This is a genomic window from Maribellus sp. YY47, from assembly GCF_023111095.1.
GTDB lineage: Bacteria > Bacteroidota > Bacteroidia > Bacteroidales > Prolixibacteraceae > Draconibacterium.
Genome location: NZ_JALGYW010000004.1, coordinates 240,967 through 262,242, shown reverse-complemented (window position 1 = coordinate 262,242; position 21,276 = coordinate 240,967). Strand labels below are relative to the sequence as shown.

Annotated in this window: 10 protein-coding genes; all 10 read right to left on the bottom strand. The window is 46.1% G+C overall.

Going from position 1 to position 21,276, the window contains the following annotated elements; translation table 11 throughout:
- Nucleotide 1: 1 nt before the first annotated feature.
- Nucleotides 2-1,204 (bottom strand): glycoside hydrolase family 99-like domain-containing protein, encoded by a 1,203-nt coding sequence (locus MR764_RS05090; protein WP_247978318.1) that lies wholly within the window; start codon nucleotides 1,202-1,204, stop codon nucleotides 2-4.
- A 34-nt stretch (nucleotides 1,205-1,238) separates the two neighbouring features.
- Nucleotides 1,239-3,299: a hypothetical protein gene (locus tag MR764_RS05085; RefSeq protein ID WP_247978317.1), complete on the bottom strand. Its 2,061-nt coding sequence runs from the start codon at nucleotides 3,297-3,299 to the stop codon at nucleotides 1,239-1,241.
- 26 nt (nucleotides 3,300-3,325) lie between these two features.
- Nucleotides 3,326-6,151 (bottom strand): hypothetical protein, encoded by a 2,826-nt coding sequence (locus MR764_RS05080; protein WP_247978316.1) that lies wholly within the window; start codon nucleotides 6,149-6,151, stop codon nucleotides 3,326-3,328.
- 81 nt (nucleotides 6,152-6,232) lie between these two features.
- Nucleotides 6,233-9,475 carry a glycosyl hydrolase gene (locus MR764_RS05075; RefSeq protein WP_247978315.1) on the bottom strand — a complete coding sequence of 1,081 codons (3,243 nt, stop codon included), beginning with the start codon at nucleotides 9,473-9,475 and terminating at the stop codon, nucleotides 6,233-6,235.
- A gap of 50 nt (nucleotides 9,476-9,525) precedes the next feature.
- A complete protein-coding gene (locus tag MR764_RS05070) occupies nucleotides 9,526-11,673 on the bottom strand; it encodes a hypothetical protein (protein ID WP_247978314.1) in 2,148 nt (715 codons plus the stop codon).
- 25 nt (nucleotides 11,674-11,698) lie between these two features.
- Complete coding sequence (locus MR764_RS05065) at nucleotides 11,699-13,501, bottom strand: hypothetical protein (protein WP_247978313.1); 1,803 nt, start codon at nucleotides 13,499-13,501, stop codon at nucleotides 11,699-11,701.
- A 46-nt stretch (nucleotides 13,502-13,547) separates the two neighbouring features.
- Nucleotides 13,548-15,962: a family 78 glycoside hydrolase catalytic domain gene (locus MR764_RS05060; RefSeq protein WP_247978312.1), complete on the bottom strand. Its 2,415-nt coding sequence runs from the start codon at nucleotides 15,960-15,962 to the stop codon at nucleotides 13,548-13,550.
- 56 nt (nucleotides 15,963-16,018) lie between these two features.
- Complete coding sequence (locus MR764_RS05055) at nucleotides 16,019-18,019, bottom strand: hypothetical protein (RefSeq protein WP_247978311.1); 2,001 nt, start codon at nucleotides 18,017-18,019, stop codon at nucleotides 16,019-16,021.
- A gap of 96 nt (nucleotides 18,020-18,115) precedes the next feature.
- Nucleotides 18,116-18,988 (bottom strand): MBL fold metallo-hydrolase, encoded by an 873-nt coding sequence (locus tag MR764_RS05050; protein ID WP_247978310.1) that lies wholly within the window; start codon nucleotides 18,986-18,988, stop codon nucleotides 18,116-18,118.
- A 123-nt stretch (nucleotides 18,989-19,111) separates the two neighbouring features.
- A complete protein-coding gene (locus MR764_RS05045; RefSeq protein WP_247978309.1) occupies nucleotides 19,112-21,274 on the bottom strand; it encodes a DUF5722 domain-containing protein in 2,163 nt (720 codons plus the stop codon).
- Between the last annotated feature and the right edge of the window lie 2 nt (nucleotides 21,275-21,276).

Genomic DNA, 21,276 nt, shown 5'->3' with positions numbered 1-21,276 from the left:
GCTACTTTTCTTTCGTATTCATGGCATTCTTCACGGCTTCGAGATAACCGTAATTCCAAACCGTGTCCGGTTCCAGGTAGCTTCCTTCCGACCATTCGTTCCAGGCATTGATGGTGATCAGTTTAGGATTTAGCTGATGTTCGTCGACGTATTTTTTTGCCTTTTTCAGATAGTTTTCAAATTTTTCGGGTGTTGAATTTGTGATGTAATCGGCCTTGAATAAAAAGCGTGGATTGGCATCCCAACTAATCGTTACATTCGGGAAATAAGGAACGTTAAAATCCTTGCTAAAACTGCTCCACATCGCAGTGGAAGCATCGCCCCATTTTTGATAATCGCCGTCGGGCTGTTGCAAATGCGCCCAGCAATAATTGGTCAGGCTGTTGAATCCCAAATAAGCTAAAACATCATCCTGGCTTTTCACATTATCGGCCGGTACCCCTTCAAGCGACGCGGGAAGAGCTGACCACAGAATCCCCTGCAAATGCAGTCCCGGAAATCCGGCTTCAATCGTTTTCTGCCTGAAATAATCCAATGCCTCTCTGGTCTCCTGTGCTCCTCCCAGTCCGCGAACCAGTGTATTCAACTCATAAATGCAAAATACCGGTTCTCCATTAATTTTATAATAAGACGGATTTTTGAAATAGTTTTCAATCACCCGATCAACCACAATATTGAATTGCTCCCGATCCACTTCTCCCGGCCATATTATTGAGTCGATACTGGGATTATCAACGTCCCAGTAGGTAGTGGCATCGTGGTTGGCCCACATCAGATAAAACTTCATCCGATTGTTATTGGTTTTCAGGAATCCGTTGTTTACGCAGTCCTCCAGAAACGGGTGCCCTTCATACCAGTACCAATCGAAAATAAAAACATCCACACCATACTCGACGGCTGTTTCAATTTTTTTGTCCATTACAACTGGATCAGCCTCGTCAACATAACCCCACTCGGGAACTTTAGGTTGCGCGTGGTTTTCTTCTTTTGGAACAGCATTGTAAATGATCTCCCATTCTCCTTTTTTATCGGGGAACAAAAATTCAGCCCTGGGTTCGTAATGATATGCAGGCCAGTAAAATGCAGCCACGGTATAATCGTTTTCAGGTTGTACCTTATTTGTACACAAACTGAGAGCGAATAATATCCCAAACAAACAGCTGCCAATTGCTGCTTTTTTTATGTTATTTCTCCTATTATTCATATTTCATTTTTTTCGAAAAGACTGATCTTCAAAATTATTTTCTCCAAATCAACCGGTAATTAAACTTGCGGTTGGGAGCCGTATCTCCGTTTAAGCACAGCGAAATAGGGTCTTCGAGTTCTGACGGATTATCAGCCCATTTAAAATCAAACGATACCGCGTTTCCTTCCAGGTTTAGCAGTGCTCTCGGAACGCTCAATTCCAGTTCTTTCCCGGCATACCGATAATCGAGTGTGGCAACTTCCGCCCAGGGTTGAGCAGCATTATCTTGCTGGTAACGCATCAGCGTTGTGGTTTTCTCATCAAGGACTTTTTTGTTGACAATAAAATCGTAGCCATACCAGCCGGTTTCAGGATTTTTATCGGCATCGATCAACAACAGCATCCAGTTGTTATCGCTGTGCGCCGTCAGTTCGTTTGAAGTTTCCGCATAAAAATGGATGTTCGTTTTGTCCACAGCAACTTTCGCAGTTATAATATCGTTCCGCCCCGAATTATTGGTATACTGAACGCCGGCATATCCTATCGCATCGCGGTGAAAAATATCGCCCTGCGTATCACGGAATTCATTCTGTATTTTTTCCCAATCTGAAAAATCGCCGTCAGCCTTCATCTTATCATATCCTTCCTGCTCGGGAATCGGTCTGATTCCTTTGTAGCGACGAATATTCTGCGCCATTTGCATGTAATAGTTGTCGGTGTAACCCCCTTTCATCGGATGAATACAGCGGTTAAATTCAGCATTGTACTGATCGACAAAAAAGAACGGGTTATCGCGTCCAAGCCAGGGTGTTGTTCCGCCTCCGTCGGGCTGATATTTCCCGGCGGTCCACTCGTTCCAGTCGTTGATATAAAGAAATTCGGGATTCGCTGCAATCGCTTCATTCCAGCGTTCCTGGAAATAAATACCATAATCAGTTGGATGGCTCACCGTTTTTCCCAGCCACGGAACATACGCTGAATCGGGCATATCATACTCATTTAATGGCGGTTCGCCATATTGCCGCGACCACGATTTTCCCACTCCCATATTTTCTTTGGTCATGGTTACCGGGTGCTGTGCCGGCGTAACGGCTGCCTGCTCGCGTTTGCCCTGATGTGTGGAAAGAAGCTCTTCGGGTTTCAGCGCTTTTACTTTTGGATCGGCCATACTGTAGCCAAAACTCCAGTTGTCTTCGGTGCCAACAAAACGTTCGCCGGCCCACTCGTAATAGCCCCACCACATGGTACGCAAGGTAAAAAAGTCTTTTACCTCTTTGGTATAATCGGTATAGAATTCTTCCGCATAATCCGGGTCGCCGTAATGCAGATGGTTTTCATCAGTTTTTGCAGCAGCATCGTAGTGCGGATTTGGATTTTTCACCCCGCCACCGTTGGCATCCATGGCTGGTTTTCCATTATAAAGTAGCAGCGGTTTCCCATCCCAGTAAAACCACAGATCCTCGTACTTTTTCTCTTTGTAAATACGATCGTACAAATCCTGAACAACTGTAATTACCGGACCGTTAAAAGCCCAGAAAATAAACTGCGGCACCTTGTTTCCTTCGGCCTTCATTTTCTGCATCGTGCTGAACGTAACTTCCCATTCATCCCAATAACGTACTGCATTTGTTACATCCATCACCAGCACATCAACTCCGGCATCGGCCAGCATCGACATGTCTTTTCGAATCACATATTCATCCTGACTTAAAAAGTATCCCATTTCCGGTTCTCCCCAGTGATACGAATTGGTGTACCACAGTTCATGGTCGGCTTTTAGTCGTGCCGACGGATCTTTCTCCAGTATTTTGGTTACATCGGCACGATAAGGTTGCTCCAGCTTAGCCAGCCCCTGTGTGTGCCAGGTTATGTAAAAGATTCCCACTACCCGGCGTTGATCATCTTTCCGGGGACCAACTTCATCAGAAGAAGGCATCTCCCTTCCCAAGGCATCGTTGGCGACCCAGGTGTCAGGAAAAATATCGCGGTAGTAACTATTTTTATCTTCCGCTATGGAAGTTGTGTCTTTCTCTTCACGGGTTTGGCAGGAAAAACTTACCAGTCCGAGTCCAAACAGGAAAAGGAAGAGAACAGGATTTGTGATTACTTTCATTGGTTTCATTTCTTTATGGGTTACACTTAAAGCACTACTGTTATCCATTTGCCGGAAAGCGATTCTCCTATTTCCAGTTCGATTTCGTCATTCGTCGCTTTAAACGGAACTGATTGTTTTCCGACTTTCACTTTCACACTTTTCTTTCCCGGAGCAATGGGCAATTTCACCTTCCCGAGGCCGGATACCTGAACATGATACAGCGTGTTTTTCTCCTTACTTTCAGGAATAAAAACAAGCTTCGCAAGAGGCTGATCGGTAAAGTGATAGAGTTTTCCATCGATGGTGATTTCATTGCAATTGTTTCCGATAAAAGCAGACAGTCTGTTTTCGTTCGTTCGGAATGCCATCCACAAGCGCCCGTTGTACGTAATGCGATGCCCGTTAATGGCGGCATCGTCCAGTTCAATTTTATCGGTAGGCAAAGGATTTACCGCCAATGCCTGCGCATCATGTTCAGCATTGCGGGAAAAGCCCCCTTCCCAGTTTTCGCGGTGTGTGCGATAGTGGCGAACAACCATGGTCGTTGTATTCGGGAAGGTGGTAACAAAGTACTCGGAGGTACGCGAAACCACAGAAGGATTGTCATTAATTCCGGATATGGCACCCGACGGAGGATAAGCGCCGGCAGCATTGAGGTTTTCGAACAAAGTGCGTGTTTCGTAACCCAGGCTTTTCGATTGGTCGTCGCGCGGACGGAATCCCAAATAATAAAAGTCACCTTCTCCAAGCTTATTTTTCACGCCAACCACTTTTCCATCGCAACGGGCAACCACTTCGCCTGCTTCGGGATCAACAGGATAAATGCGATCGACCAGAAAGTCGGTCAGGATGGTTTGCGTTGGCACCTGCGAAAAGCTTCCCGAAAACGCAACTTCTTTTCCGGCAGCAATTTCGCCCATATAATTATCGAAATGATAAGTCGCACCTGCAAGTTTTTGCCATTGTGCCGTGCAATCTTTTCCTTCGGAATCGAGCATCGGAGGCGTTCCATACCAGAGTACTTTCCCGCCTTTTTCAACAAATTGTGCAAGCAGGTCGAGCAATCCTTTTTCCGGAAGCGGCTCAAACAATACTACGACAGTGCCATAACTTTTGTCTTTCACCGCCAGTTTGCCATCGTCCTGCAGTTTTCCCATCTGCAGCAGCTTGGCAGCCGAGAGGTAATTCGCATAACCATACTGGGTCATCCAGCTACCAAAACGTTCTTCAACCGCAACCAGACTCATGGGGTAGATGGCAAGTACTTCCACATCACGGTGAACGCCGCCGGTCATCATCTCAATATCGCGGGGAGGCTGTGCGCCAAAAGCATGGTTGATCGCCATTCTGCGTTCAAGGGCTTCCTTCGGGAATCCCCAAGCTGCAGCGTAAGCATTGGGGTATTTGTTAATTACACCAATTGAAGTTGCCATTGCAGCACCATAATAATTCCGGTCACTCCAGCCACATTCGGCAAAATCGTTACCGGTAGGCTCCAGGTATTCTCCCCATTTAAAGTAATCGTAACACGCAGCAGATGCCTGGTGCACGGTATTACTCCAGATAAAATTCGAAGTATATTCATACTGATTCGCAAAGCCCGGTTGTTTCTCGGTATTCCACAAATCGATGGTTGGACTTTCCGCCCACGAAGCATGTGCACTCGTTCTTAATTCGCGTTTAAAAAGAGATTCAGCATACGTTTTTGCATCCTTAAACAAATCCACTACGCCATTATTGAGCAACTTATAGTAGCGGTCACGCAGCAAAAAAGTACGGTGAATATCTTCCGGATTCGGCCCCATAACGTACTGCACATTGATTACCGACTGCGCAAATGGTTCGTAATTCGGCGCTCCGAAGACAAAATAAAGCAGGTATTTATCATCGAAAGGTTGTCCGAATTTTTTAGAATAGGTATCCGAAAAGCTTTGGCTCAGATAGCGTTCGGCAAACTGTCCGTTTTCATGATGGCTGAAATAGCTCCAATCCTGTTGAATGTGCATTTCATCAGAATACAAAGCGGTTAGGTTCACTCCCTTTTCGTGGTATTTATCCATCAGCGACTTTAGAAATACCGGAGCATCAGCATTAAAATAATCCATTTCCTGCGTTTCGTATTCAAGCATCACCAGCACTCGGTCGTAACCCGGATATTCAGCTTTTTCGCCAAATACCTGCAGATGCCGCATGTCGATGCTCTGTCCGATTCCGCGTGCTGCATAATTCATAGTATCCGTCGCTTCATACTGCACATCGGTTAAAGGCACGATGTTTTCAGGCTCCACCACCCTAAATGGGATATCGCCGCCACTTTCCTTAAAAGCATAAGCTTTAACACCTTTCAGCACCATCGGCGATTTGCCTTTGTTATTGGTCCAGTAAAGTTGCTGCCAGATTGAAATATCAAATTTTCCGGTTTTTGGATCCCTAAAACCAACTTTGTAAGCCAGCCAGCGACCACTGTTGCCGGTCTGTTTTTTATAAGCTTGTCCCAGTTCCAGCGGGCTTAGCAAACTCAGGCAAAGCCCAAGGTCATATTTTTTTGCGAAGTCGCTCACGATTTTGATTTTATCGACATAGGCATCCATATCGGGCGTTAATTTCCGCTCGGCTCCGGTGTCGTTCCTGTATTGCCTGAAAAACTCATCGAAAGCAAGATTGATCTCTTTTGATCCGCGTCGTTGTCCTTCTTCACAAATTTCGCGCAGGCTGCGGACATATTTATTGTACCCCAGCGATAAGTCCAGCTTTTGTTCAGGATCGGTCAAAGCTTCGAGTTGCTCATCACTGGTCAGAATGATCGACTGTGCATGGAGTTGCCAAACTGCCAAAATTGTAAAGCTTATTAAAATCAGTATTCGTTTCATTGGTTATATTGGTTGAATTAAACGCTGCGCAAAACAGTATATTCAGGCGCAATCGGTTGATTGCACCTGAATAAATGAGAATTAGTATTTTACTTCGGAAACAGTAACCGGCCCGAATAATCCCGATGCCTGCAACGGACTGTCGGCTTTATACGGATTTACCGGGCACCAGGTCTCACGCTGATCTTCCGGCAAATTTAAGTCGCCGATCAAGCGGTTTACCCAGGTATTTACCACCTCAATTTTTAATGTATTTTCACCTGCAGTTACCAGCTTGGTAATATCGATCTGATAAGGAGGAGTCCACACGCCTCCGGCATATTCTCCATTTACATACACTTTGGCCATGGCGGTTAAATCGCCCAGACTCAATACTATGTTTTCGGCTGTTGGTGCAGCATCCAAACGAAAGCTTTGCTCGTACGATGCGGCTCCCGAGTAATATTTGATGCGCTCGTCAGAAAATTTCGACCAATCCTGAAGTGTTTCAAAAACAACCGGTTCTTCCGGTCCGCGTTTCGATGGGTCAAACTGTACTTTCCAGGCTTTGCTCATATCAGCCAAAACTTTTGCTACCGGGAAATTCGCTTCCACGCCCTGCGCTTTTGCTTTGCCTGCCTTTTTGCGGAATACCACAAACACACTTTCGTAAGGTGCCAGTTTTAGCGGTACGGCAGTGGCATTTTCCAACTGTTCGTAAGCCGGAAGGTCACGCACCGAACCGGTGGTTGCATTCCATAGCTCGGGCTGGAGGCCGCTTACGCGAAATTCAGGAGAAACCACTTTTGTTTTATCCGTTTGGTTGGCAACAAAATAAACTTCTGCGCCATCCATCGTACGGTGCCCGTAATGAATGCTGTTATCATTCGGAAGTTTACAATCAGGAATACAGTCCATCAATGCAAAAGCTTCTTCCATCGACAAACCATTCAGGATCATACCCTTGCCCACTTTTCGCGATTTTACGGTTAGGCCATCCACATCGCCCCACAATTCAGCAGCCATTTGCTGCAGTTGCTGATCGGCTTCCGGTTGATTCTGCAAACTGGGCGAACGCAGCGGGGCTGGTCCCATTACAACGGCTCCCTCGTTTACCAGCTGATTGATTTTAGCCAGTAATTCAGGACGCATCGTTTCCAGTTTTGGCAATACTAATATCCGGTATTGTGTTCCGTGCGGAAGCGTAATCAAACCGTCTTTAACCGTCATGTATTTTTCGATTACTTCGGCATTCATATAATCGAACTGGTAGCCCACCGGCAAAGCAGGATCGGTAATTCCGGTCATTTTGGGCGCATCTTCGCCAATAAAATAAGCTGCATCAGCCACATTTAAACCTTGCTGAAGCATCATATTTGAACGTTTCAGGTAATCCACAAACACGTCGAGCTGCGGATACCAGATATTTTTCCGGTTGAAAGCGTTGCCAAACCAGGCATTCACCCCCGGATTTTTGTCTTCGTAAGGCTGCGAAATGTAAACATGTAACAAGGTATTGTTGATTCCTTCGGCAAAAAAGCGGTCGGTGCGCTGTTTGAACATCGCCGGATAGCGCATAAAAGAACCGCCGGCAACCGTGTTCGATTCGGCAGAAATTTTTGTTTTCCCGTAAATGTGTCCGCAGGAAGTTGCGGCCCGGTTTTCGATGTTTCCCAGCTCGCCTTCGCTCCAGTATTCGCCGCCAATCTCGTCCGACTGTCCGCCATACATTAAAAATTCGCTCGGAAATCCCCAGTGGCCGTAACATTCGAGCCAGGTTTTCAGCCCATGTTTATGACTCACATCGCGCAAGCCACCCACATAATCGTAAGCCACTTTATCGGCCACCATGCGCCGCATATCCCACAAAAAGCGGTCAGACTCAAGCTGGCTGTTTACCACAAAACCTTCGTAAACCGGTAAAAACGGCAATGCATCGTAGCCATATCGTTCTTTAAATTCGTCCAGAAAACCGTCGGTAAAATTCTGGCCTCCCATTTCGTAGCTGTCCTGAACTACCACTTTAAACGTTTTTCTGTCGGCTTCCGGAATACGTTCCAGCATTTCGCCGATGTAGGCATAGAAATGCTTTTCAACGTGCTTTTTGCTCATTTTATCGATTTCCAAACCGGTTGCTTCCGGCGATGCCGGCCCGTTGGTCACGCCTGTAGGTGTCATGCCGGTTCTTAGAATTACCCAGTTTCCTTCGGGTACCTCCCAGTTCAAAGTACCATCAGCCGACATTTGAGCAGTTAGATCGATCACTTTAGAAGCGTCGATCACCGCATCTTTCACTTCGGGTTCTGCTTGCCCGGGCCACTGGTATTCTTTCCAGTAAGGCAGTGGTGTCTGGTACATCTTCGCCAGTGATTTCTCAGGGAAGCGTGCCACCCGCGGAGCCGATGAAAGCGCAACTTCAGCAAGGCCCATTCCCGGATTTACATTTTTGATGACAAGGCGAAACGAAGTGGCTGTTTCGGCCGGAAACGACACAACGATTGGCGCGTAGGGTTTAAAGCCCACATTTAACGAAGCATTATAGCGGTCGATGGCAAATTCAGCCAGCGTACGGTAGTTTCCATCGTTTTCTTTTACCTGGAGAACAGCCGGGTTATTGATTCCTTTTTCGATGGAAGTTACCGAAAGACTGCGTGCAGTAAACGGAGTTTTCGCTTCAAAATCGATGGTAAAATCGCCCTTGGCCGGAAAATTAACCCCTGTAGCTGTATTTTTATCGGCAATTTTTGTCAATCCCTGCACGCTGGGCGATGAAGTAATCTTTCCGTTTTGAGCATCAAAACTTTGCTCGTAAAACTTGGGTTCGGGGTATGCAATCACTTTTACATCCTGGAAAGGCTCAAGTGGTTTTTCCAGCTTTTTGCTCAGCTTTTGCGGACCTTTTACGTGCAATTCAGAAGTCGCCAAATAGCGCATGGCTTCATCGGCTTGCACCCAGGGACCTCCTGACTGGCTCCAGCCCGGCGAGTTGAAGATTCCAATTTCGATGTCGAGCTCGGTTGCTTTTTTTAGCGCTGCATGAAGGATGTTCCACCACTCGTCGCTGAATATTTTCACGTTTCCGTAAGGCACATCATCCTGCCCGATGTAGCCAATAAAAGCACGGTTTATACCCGCTTCTTTCATCGAAATCAGGTCGTTTTCTACTCCTTCTTTTGAGATATTATCTGAAATCCAGTACCAGTAGCAACTGGTTTGAATCGAATCGGGCGGATTAATAAAGGCTGTTTCCATTTTTTTAGTGGATTCACTTTCGGTTTTCCCGCAGGAAACCAACAAGGTCAATCCAATAAAAAAAGCGGTAAATAATGATAAAATTGTTTTCATTGTTTGTATTGATTTATAGTTGATTGCATTTCTATTTCTTCGGAAATAAATTAATTGTAGCGCACCTCATATTCTCCGGCGGTATTTAGTACAATCTCGTAGATTCCACCTTCCAGGGCACGCACATCAATGCCTTTTTTCACTTTTGGTTTGCTTTTACTTTTGATGCGCAATATACCGTTCCCGTCAATGGTTTTCACGTTGATCACCCGCTTGTCCATGTAAATTTCGATGGCTCCGGAAGGCGTTGGCACTTTCCCTTTTATCCAATCCAGGCCGGCGAGCGAAGGTGAGATAACGTAATCGTTGTACCCCGGCGAAGTTGGTTTTACGCCCAGCAAGTATTTCCCAAACAGGTAAATGGGATTGGCGCCCCAAGCGTGGCAAAGGCTTTTTCCGAACGGCCGGCCATACATGGCGTAATGCTCGGCTCCCGATTGCTCCGGATCGAAAGCCTCCCAAACCGAAGTTGCCCCCAGCTTAAGCATGCCGCCCCAGTAGTCCTTCACAAACTCAATGGCTTTTTGCTGCTCGCCAATTTCGCAAAGCGAAGCCAGCTCGTAAAACTTCATGTAGGGCGTGGTTATTTTCAGAATCTCATCGTTTAAAATCACGTTATCGCGAATCTTGCCGATCATGTCGTTGCCGGCGTAACCGAAAAGAATGGAAAACATGTTGGCATAGCGGGTGACGGTATTGTCCAATACGCCATCCTTGCGTTTATGCAGAAAAGCACCGCGCTCGTCGCTCCAGAAAACATCCACAATTTGCTGCCGGATCGTTTCCGATTGCTTTTTGCAACGTTCGGCAAAAGCCTGATCGTTGACAATTTCGGCACTCAAAGCCATGGCTTCCAGACTTCGGGCCAACAACAACTGCTGAAAACTTATTTCTCCGTCTTTTTCGATTGGCGCCCAGTCGATAAATACCCAATCGCCGGGAAGGCCTTCCACAAAACCGTTTTTATTGGTCCGTTCCAGGCAAAAATCCATGAGTGTTTTCATCCGCGGATAAATCTGCTTTACAAAAGCGCTGTCGCCGGTGTACAAAAAGTGATCGTAGATGCCGATCATCCAGTAAAAGGAATAATCAAGAATGGTATTGATGTGCATTTTAACCGGATCGTGTCCGCGCAAAGCATACAAGGTGCGCGTGTTCACGCCCTCGTCGAAAAATGAATAGAAATTCATCAGGTAACTTTGCAAAGCATCGCCACTCCAAATCCAGCGGTCGCGTTTAATTCCGTCGAGATGAAATTCACGTGTCGTCAGTTGCAGTGTGTACAACGACACGTCATAAATCCGGTTCAACAAAGAATCCGAGCATTCAAAAGTTCCTTTCTGTTCCAGCGGAAGGTACTCGTACAAGGCTGTGATTTCCTGAAAAGAAACCCCTTCGTCCCAAACGGCATAAATGTATCGGAAAGCCCGCGTATCGGTGGTTTCATCGGTTGTAAATTGGCGATTAATGTCCAGGTAGTCGTATGTTTCGGCTTCTGTTTTTGCCAAAGCTTCCTCTTTCGATTCACCATAAAATAACTTCAGCCGGCCCTGCCCTTTTAGTTTTTCCACCACCACTTTTCCAAAAGTTTCTTTTCCGAAATCAAGCAAGAGTGCATTTTTATCCTGCTGAATAACTTTGGCTGTAATGGGCGTATATTCCAAACTAAAGCTGGCTGGTGGTGCATCGGGCTTGGCGAAATCGGCCGATGCCGCACCGTAATACGAATTGTCCTGATTGGTTACCGTCCATCTGTTATCGGTACGAACATGATTTCCCTGAATTAAAAGCGAAGGAAAAGTTTTGTAGTTTTCAATCAGAAATAACAGCGAATGTTTACCGGCTGGCAGCGTAAAATTCTGCGGATCGAAATCCGTTTGAATAACGCCATCAATGCGCATATAATAGCGACCATCAGCATAAATCTTAACCGTTTCAGGCGTTTCAAGTTCATACTGCTTTTCGAAACGGATTACCGGATAAGGCACATCCACGCGCCAAAACGGAGGATAAGGCTGACCGCGTTCCTGCCGTTTCCCGGCTACCTGGGTATGCAGCCACACTTCAAAATCGCCCGGATACCAAATCCATTTGGCGTTGCCGGTAGTTTCCAGGTTTTGAGGAAATGCCTGACCGACCGTTACTAACAGTAAAATAAAAGCAATCAGGTATTTTTTTGAGAAAATTTTTAGGTTCATATACATTTAGTTGGCTTGATCTTATTTATTCAGCATATACAAAATTGAAACGTCCACCGGGTGCGGTATCACCGTTGACATAAAAATCCATGATGTTTCCGTTTTCCTGCATATTATCGTTCCACTTAAACTCAATGTCAACGTTTTTACCAAGCAGGTTCAACACTGCGCGGGGAATTTCCAGCTCCAGCTTGTTTCCGTTAACCGCATAATTGGTTTCGGCTACTTTTTCCCATTCCCAGCGGTTACCCACATTTTTTTCCACGATTGCTTTTTTATCCGGATTTATGCGGTTTACGATAAAATCGTAGCCATTCCAGCCGGTGGATTTATCGCGGTCGCTGTCAATAAAAAGCATCATCCAGTTCCTGTCGGTTTTGGAAGTCAGTTTTTCTGCTGTTTCCACATAGAAATAAATATTCTGATTATTGCGGGCTACTTTAGCGCCGGCAATATCATTTCGCCCGGTGTTGTTTACATAGTACTGATCGTAACGTCCGCGGTGATCGCGATGCATGGTATTACCCATGTAATGCGCGAAATAAGGTTTCACATCGGCCCAGTCATCGGCTTTTCCGAGCTTCACGGTTTTTGCAGCAGAAGCCTCCTCGGGTACTGCCATTCCTTTAAATTTCCGCACCTGGTCGACTAACTGGAGGTAGTAAACATCTCCGCGGTCTCCCCAACCTTTATTGGGTTCAATATCGCGGCTTCGTTCCCAGTCGAACTGATCCACAAAAGAAAAAGGATCGCCTGTCCAGCTGTCTTTGGGCAACCACTGTCCGGCAATAAATTCATTCCATCCGGTCACAAAAACGAGTTCAGGATCGAGCTCAAAAGCACGGTCCCACTGCTCCATAAAATTCCAACCGTACAAGTAGCCTTCCACGCGAGGATCAAAACCATCGCGCTGAGTGAAATTACGGCCAAACGATCCGGGCAGGTTAAAAGCGCTGCAATGACCTTTGGTTTCGGGGCTGGCATTTTGGGCAATTCCCACCGTCACCTGTTCAAACTTGCCGTTTTCGCCTTTTACATAACCATGTTGCGGATAATTTTCGAGCCATCCCCACTGATCATTGCGTGTGGGACCATCCACATAGTCGGGTTGTCCGGGACGGAACGTAAAAAACTCGGCAATCTCTCGGTCTTCCTCCGAATCGGTCAGATTATCGGGATAGCCCATGATGCAGGGTTTTCCTTTCCAGATAAACCACAGGTTTTTATACCGGCCGGGTTTGTACACATCGCGGTATAGCTGACGAAGCGAAACCAATGCATGTGGAACCGGGCCAAAAGGAAGCATGTACGCTATTTTGGGCACATTCACACCGTCCTTTTGCGCCTGATCCCATGTTTTCAGGAGTGCTTCGTACGAATCTTTCCAGGTAATGCTACCGTTGGTGCAATCAAAGAATACTGCATCGACTTTTGCATCGGCCAACATCTCGGCATGTTTGCGCAGCACCCACGGATCGGTGGTTTTATAGTAGCCCAGCAAAGGCTGCTCCCAGTAGAAAAATCCGGGTTGTTTGGTTCCCCAGGCCGGATGATGATAATCCTTCATTGCCTCGGGATATTTCCGTACAATTTCTGTAATGTTTTTTACCTGGTAGGTTGTGTCGTCGTTTCCCTGATGCCAGGTCCAGTAAAACATAGCGATGAATTTGTCTTTCTTCTCATTTCCTGCATTTTCGAAGGTACACAGTTCACGTCCAAGCGCGTCGGTTGCTACCCACTGATCGCTGTTTACCTGTTGTGCCATCAGCTGCCCGGAAAACGGGCTAAGCAAAAACAGCACAAAAAGCATAGTCCTTAATTGTCTCATATTAATTGTTTTATTGGTTTAGATCTTTCGTCACAAAAAAAATGGGTTACTTACTTGATGCGATTTCATATTTTCCAGCTTCCAACTCCATCAAATAAAACTCATTTACCCTCTTCCCTTCCTGTTTCATTTCTTTTGCTCCGGTATCGATTCTTACTTCAGGTTTTCCCGGCGACTTTATTTTTAAAACGCCCTTTGTTCCTTCCGGAACGGTAATCCGATATATCACTTTGCCGTTTGATTTTCGCTCCCACTCCGACCGAATAAGGCCATAAGGTGTTTTATACGAACATTTTGCAAAATTCAATCCTTCCGGAGTTTGCGGCACAAGATGAAAAAGCTTAAATCCTTTCGAATTTGCATCCTGTTGAATCCCGCCCAGCCAGCGGAAAAACCAGCCGGAAACGCTGCCAAACATGGGGTGACAGTTCGAATAGACATTGTCACTTTCTTTCCAGGTTTCCCAAAGCGTGGTGGCACCATTCTCCACCATGTATCCCCATCCCGGAAATTCAGGACTGTTGACAATATCAAAAACCATTTGAGATAAACCAGCCTGCGAAAGAGCTTCCAATATGAAGTAGGTTCCAAAAATTCCCGTTGTAAAATGTCCGTGCCCGTTTTCATTAACTGCCGAAACGAGCGAATCAACAGCAGCCTGTTTTTCATTTTCAGGAATAACTCCGGAAACCAGCAAGGCGGCATACAGTGTCTGCTTGTTTACTTTTGTCAGATCAGCATCAGGATTTCTCCAGAAGTTCTCGTAAAGTTCGTTTCGGATGGCGCTTTCCAGCTTCGCAAACTTCTCCTCATTTATCCGGTCATTCATCAATGCCGCAAATTCTTTCATCACTTTGGCGGCTTTCAGGTAATGACAGGTTCCGGTTATCTGAACAGGAACCGGTATTAACGATTCGTGATCGCCCAAGCCTTCAGTTACGATCAATCCGGGAATCAAGCGATCGGCTTTCTCCATCCATTTCAGATCGAGTTGATACAGTTCGCGAACAATTCCGGTGTCGTTGTAATTTTTGAGCAATTCATCCTGAAGAAACAGAAATGCCGACTCCCAGCTAATGCCACAATATTTCAAGCCAACAAAAGGAGCAGTATCGGCAAACGATGAATCGTTCATCGCATCCACCCAGTCGTAAATCGCTTTACGATAAAAAGAGTGCATATCGAAATTATAAATAAATGATTCGGCTACCGCATTTATATCCCCTCCATAGCCAAATCGTTCGCGTGCCGGACAGTCGGATTGCACCCCCTGCAAATTGGATTTAAACGTCCGGACCGAAATCTCCTGTATTTTGTTCAGCAACTCAGAAGAGCACTCGAAATGATTGGTTTCTTCTACTGCAGTATTAAGCGCCAGTCCTTGCAGGTCATCCACCGAAAGCGGATACGACAGGCCGCTAATCTCCATGTAGCGAAAGGTGTGAAAGGTAAATTCAGGTGAGTACCAGATTTCCTGATCATCACCAAACACATAAGTATCGGCTTGCCAGGCAATATCGGGAGCACCCGGACCTCCTGTTCCTTCGCGCTTAATCTGCCCGCAAACGCTCGTCATCGGATTAAGCGTACCGTCATCGTAAATACGTTCGCCAAATCGAAATGAAACGGTATCCCCGGTTTTTCCTTTTAGTCTGATTTTATAAGTACCCGCAAAATTGACGCCCATGTCAACCATCTGAAGTCCGTCGGCTAATGAGCGAATCGTTAAAGGAGATATTCTTTCGGTTACTTTTATCGGTGGGAAAAAGCGAGGTAAAAGTTCTCCTCCCGGCGATTTCACCACGCAAGCGGCAGTCCACTCCAAGTCATTATAATCCGGGGTATTCCAGCCTTTTGGGGCCAGGCGCGCATCGTACCACTCTCCCAGGTAAACATTGTTTTTTAAGAGGGGGCCATCCGCAAATTTCCAGGTTTCATCGGTCTGAATTGTTTCCGTTTTGTCATTGTCGTAAACAAGCCGTAAAACAGCTGTAAAGGCGGGAATACCGGTTGTTAATGCATCCCGAAGATTGAGATTTCCCCACATGCGCATGGGCAGCGGATTATAGAATCCATTTCCGACGGTAACACCCAGACAATTCTCCCCTTTTTTTATCATTTCAGTAAGATCGAATTCTGAAAAATAAATTCGTTTGCTGAAATCGGTCCAAGCCGGATCGAGATAAATATCGCCTATTCTCTCTCCGTTTAAACTGGCCTGGTAATATCCGGCAGCCGTAATAAAAAGGGTAGCTTTTTTTATTCGCGTCTGTGTTGCAAACGCTCTGCGAAACAAAGGAGCCGGGTGATTGGAGTACCTATCAGCATTGTCGGTCGATTCTGCCTCACAATTGCTGATCCATTTCCCAAATTCGGGAATTTCCCGTTGCAGATACTGCGCTTTACACCAACTAAATGTAAGTATGAAAGCGGTAAATATGAGTACTACTTTGTTTGTCATCCTTTTTTATTTAGGCTGCCGGCTATTCCGGTCAGGTTGAGTTGGTTGTCTTTTTATTACAGGTTAATCTGTATGGTTTTTCCATTTTTGCAATTCTTTGAAATCGCTTTATCTGAAGCAATAATCTTTACCTGAATGCCAGCTCCTTTCCGTTGCACCTCAATGTCCATCACCTCGCCAAATGCATGAATTTTCCGAAGCGCCATGCTATCCCAACCTTCCGGGAGCTGCGGTGTCAACTCAAAGGTTGAGAGTCCGGTTGGCCGGATGCCAAACAAACCTTCGGTAAAAATGCGGCAATACAGCCCGCTTTCAGCCGACAAGTGGCGCTGACCACCTTCCGGATAAGCTTCCACCGGATACGGAACATGTTCGCCAAGCAATCTTCGTTGCGAATAATACTCCAGAAATTCCATGGCTTTTTCGGTTTCTCCGGCTTGAAGCACACCACGCAGGGCATACAAGGTGGAACGATCCCAGAACGTTTTATCGCCGGCTTCCGTAGCCAGTCCGTCATCAGTCCACAAACGTGGCGAGAACAAGGCGTCGATGGTGCCTTCTGCCCGGTCGTAAATACCCACCGTCAGCGGAATACAAATCCAGGCGCGCAACACATCGTTGCCATCGTAATAGCGATACGTGTTGAAGCCCTCCACTTTCCGTCCAAAAAAGCTTTCGATATTGCTTTTTAGTGTTTTTGCTTCATTCTGATAGGTTTTGAGCTGAGCGGCATCTTTTCCCAAATCCTTTCCCAACTTTGCAGCCGAGAGTAAGGCATCGTAATACAAACTTGAAGTACACAGGTTTGCATCGCCGACCGGGAAACGCCCTTCCAGCTCATCCGCATCGGAAGAAACTACGCCGCCATCATTCAGTTTTCGTTTGTTGTATTCGAGGCACCATTCAATCAGCGGCCAGAGTTTTTCAGCCGTTTCCCGGTCGCCCAAAGTAAGTGCAAAACGTGAGGCGCCATAAGCAATCATCGCAGCATCGCCGCGATCGCCGGCACCGTTCCAGATGTCGATTCCTTCGGCAATAATCGAACTTGGAATGGGTTTGTATTCCGGATTCATAAACCGGGCAAAATGCAGGTAAGCATTCAGCGACGAATCATTCCCTTTTTCGTAGCCCAGAAACGGGAAAAACGGCCCGACATATTCAGCCTGATCGTTGGCCCAAATGGCAGCATAATAGGCGCCACCTCCGGGACCGTGCATATAGCCGCCTTTGGTTTTATAGATACTTTCGGAAGCTCGTATTTTGGCAAAAGCAAAAGCGCGATTCAATACCTCATCGGGAGTCTCGAGCACCAGGTTGTTCCACCAGGAAGCCACCAGTTTTTCGCGTGATTGTTTTTCCACGCTCACCGATTGCGAAGCAAAACTCCCGGTCTCAGGTTTGGCAGCAATACGCATATTCCATTCAACCGATTCTCCGGGTTTTAACGCATAGAATCCTCCGCCTTCCACTTCTGTCAGAATTTTATAACTTCCTTCTACTCCCCGCTCCGGATCGGTGGAAGTGATTATCGTGTAATCGGGAATTTCAAGCGCCAATCGATCGTTCGATTTATTGGTCAGCACATAATGTTCGAAATACGCCGGATGTTCTGTAGACGGGAACAGGGTGCGCACCAGCTCCACCTGATCCGATGAACTTTTCACTTCCATCAGTCCGCCGTGTGCGAGGCTCGTGGTTTCGATGTTTTGTAAGGCTTTCCCATTTACCAGCACTTTCGAGAGGCAATCGTCGTTCACCCAACGAATTAAACTGGCATGGGTATTATTGGGAATAGTGCGCAGCATGGGCCACACCAATTTTCGTTCAAGTTTAAATGAACGATCGGCAATAACCGTATAATTCAGAATAACGGAGATACTGTCGCCACTCATCTCGATATGATCGGAATGCGGAAGTTTATCGCTAATTTTCCAGGTAATCTTTCCGTCGGGAGCTAATTCCCAGCGATTTTGCGCGTTAGCATTCAAACCGAAAAAAGCTGTCGCACATATCGCCATAATAAAGGTCAGTAGTTTTTTGAAAGGTAATTTTGTCATTGTTCCATTATGTTTTTGTGTAGTCCATAAAAATACTACATCCCCAAGAGTTATAGGTTATTGTTCAATGCCATTTTCGGCCTGTCCTGTTATCTGCTAGTCAATTTTACTTAAGCCCTGAAAGCTGATATATTGCTCTTTTATCCCCAATGAATCTACCAAATCACGTATTTCAATGGTTTTTAAAATATGGGTATTGAAGCCTTTTCCTGCATCGTTGTTGTACACCCACGATGGCGTAGGCCATAAACAAGCGCTGAATTTGATGGTCCGGTAAAATTCTTTGCTCACTCCCTGCTGACCATGGTGCGCCATTTGCAGGTAATCGCAATCCAACTCATCGCGGAAAGGACCGTTTAACAGGCGATCGCCTTGTTCTGCTCCGCTGTCGCCCAAAAACACCATCGATTTTTTAGCATCCCATACCCGTACAACCATACACGAATTGTTAAAAGGATTTACCGTAACTTCTTCGTTTTTCACATCTAAAATTTTAAATTGGGTTTGATCGAGCTGAAAAACTTTTCCCGGTACCGTCATATTTTCCTGCGGAATGCCGGATTGTGCCAGTGCTTCGTAAAAACCGTTTGCTTTTTCGGTGCTGCCCGGCTCAGTCTTCCGGTGTTCCGGAGAAAACCCGGAATGCACCACCAGATCAATTTTGAGGCCCTTGGGCTCTTTTAATATTTCGGTTATGGCACCAATATGATCAGGATGCGGGTGACTGATAAACCAAATATCGACATGATTACCCAGCGCCGCCAAAAAACCCCGCAAATAATCCGCTTCTTCCGATACTCCGCCATCCATAACCGCCACTTTCCCATCGCTCATTTTAAAAACATACGAATTGCCGATGGTATTAATTTGCGACGGAAGCTGCCACAATGTAAAGTTTGATTTTGGCTTGGAAGATGCCGCCAAGGTTCCGATGATCAAAAAGAATAAAAGAAAATATTTAGTTCGCATTTTATGTTTATTCATTGGTTTATGTCATATGTTTTTCGAATCAACTGTAAAAAGCGCAGATTTGTATCCTGCACTGTCCGTTGTTTCCCGGATAATCAGCAGCCGAACAACTACGAAAGCACTCTACGGAGCCAACACGGTGTGCATAATTTCACTCCAGTCGCCAATTCCGATCAGCGATTTATAGGGATCAAAAACCGTATCTTCCTGATCGGTGCCTGCAGCCTGGTAAACATACCACACCGGTTTTGCGCCACCCGGATCTTCCTCATCGTCGGGATAGCGGCGCAGGCCAATTCGTAAGCCAAATTCGCCGCGGTTGTCAATCCAGTTGTGCCACTGAATGGCATCAATGCCATCAAGCAACTCTAATTTTTTCCAGGCATACGCCAGGCCCGCAGCCTGTTCCATTAAATCCTGTTCACCATAGGTTCTTGAATTGGTTCCGTTTTCCGATAGCCATAATGTGCGTTTTATGGTTCCCTGAAATTTATTCTCTGCCTTTTTAATCCAGGCATCCAGCACTTCCAGGTTTTTAAAGGTAACCAGCGATGAACTCATGCTAAACGTCGCTTTTGCATCGTTCCATGTTTTGGGCTCATTTAAATCCTGCGGATACGGATGACAAGCCAGTCCCCACTGAAAATCTCCTTCGGCAGCACATTCTTTTTTGAGTACCTCCAGCATATCCACGGTTGCATACGATTCCACCGCATCTTTCCACGAATGGGTAAACGATCCGAGCACCTGACCTGTCTCGTCGTATTTCCGCACAATATTGTGGCACAGCCGCATGGATTTAATGTAGGTATCCATAAAATTGATCATGGGAACATCGCCCATGTTGGTCCAGGTTAATCCGGCATCTACTTCGTTGTGCATAATCCAGTTATGAATTCTTCCGTAGGCGTTGTCGGGGCGGTTGTAGCGACTGGCCAGAAAATCGAGTGCTGCGGTATAGCAATTTAAACTGGCCGCGTTGGTCATGTTGGGCATTGTAAAAAAGCCTTCGCCACTAAACCCCGGATGCTGCAACAATTCACCAATTTCAGGATCGGCACATTCAGAAGCCTTTTGAATCAAAATGATTGCAGCCACCATAATATCTTTCTCGTAGGCTTTCTGCATGGTCCTATCGAGTTCTTCTATTCTTGCCTTGTTGAAATAATAGGATTTCCCGCCATACACATGTTCAAACGTATTAGCCCGTGGTTGAAGGTACATATAAGAAGTAAGCGCTACATTTACGGTTACACTCGTAATTTTCAGGTCGTCGAGATCTTGCTGAAACCCACGGCTAACGGCATAACCTCCAAGTCCCTTTTTACTCCTTAACTGACCGGCCGGCATTGTTTCCTGTGGAGTTATCTCGCTGGCGTAACGGGCAAACGAAACAATTTCATCGGTGATGGAACCGCTTTTTACCAACACCCACTTCGACAGGCTGCGATCGTAGTTGAAACCGTCTTTTTCAATGTAACGATCCAGCTCGATGGAAAAGTTCTGACTTCCGGGTGCTACGCCATTTTCAAAATTGGTAAGTTCTACCAAATCCTGATAAGGAGTGACTTCACACAACAAAAGATTGGCTGGATCGGGACAATTTCCCGTAACCGTAATTTTTGAAGCCGAAACCGACACATCAGTAACAGATGCATCGAATGTAGCTGCCAGATAATTATTTAGTTTTTCTTCCAGAATGCGCAACCTTTCGCGTTCTTCGGCACGTGCATCGGCCAACGCCTGCTCACTTTCGGTGCGCACCCTCATTTCCATATTACGGACCAGAATGGTAACTCCCGAGCTGTTGCCAAAATCAAGTCGCAAGTAATGTCCTGTATTTCCCCAGCTAAATTCATCGATATAATCACCCAGATCGATGGAAAAGGTTTTCCAACTGCCTGATTCTGTCAGTTCCTCCGATTTCACCGAGCGCTCTTCGGTTGTTGGCGGTGCAAGAAACAATTGCAGATTGTTGAGCGCAGCGGTACTCTGGTATTCAAACGTAAACACAAGTTTATCCTCTGCAATACTACTTGTCAGCGGATTTAAAGTAACGTACGGATCGGTTCCTGTTGTCTGAATTTTATATTGGTGGGCGCCATCGTTGGTCACCTCCAGATCGTGCGCAGATGATGAATTGAAGCTAAAATAGCTTTTTACAACGATAGGCTCCGTTTCAGGTTTTTCCACCGAGTCTTTTTCACACGAACTGAAAGCGGCAGCGCTGAAAAGTAACAGCCACAACGTCATCGGTAATAATCTGTAAAAATCTAATGTCTTCATAC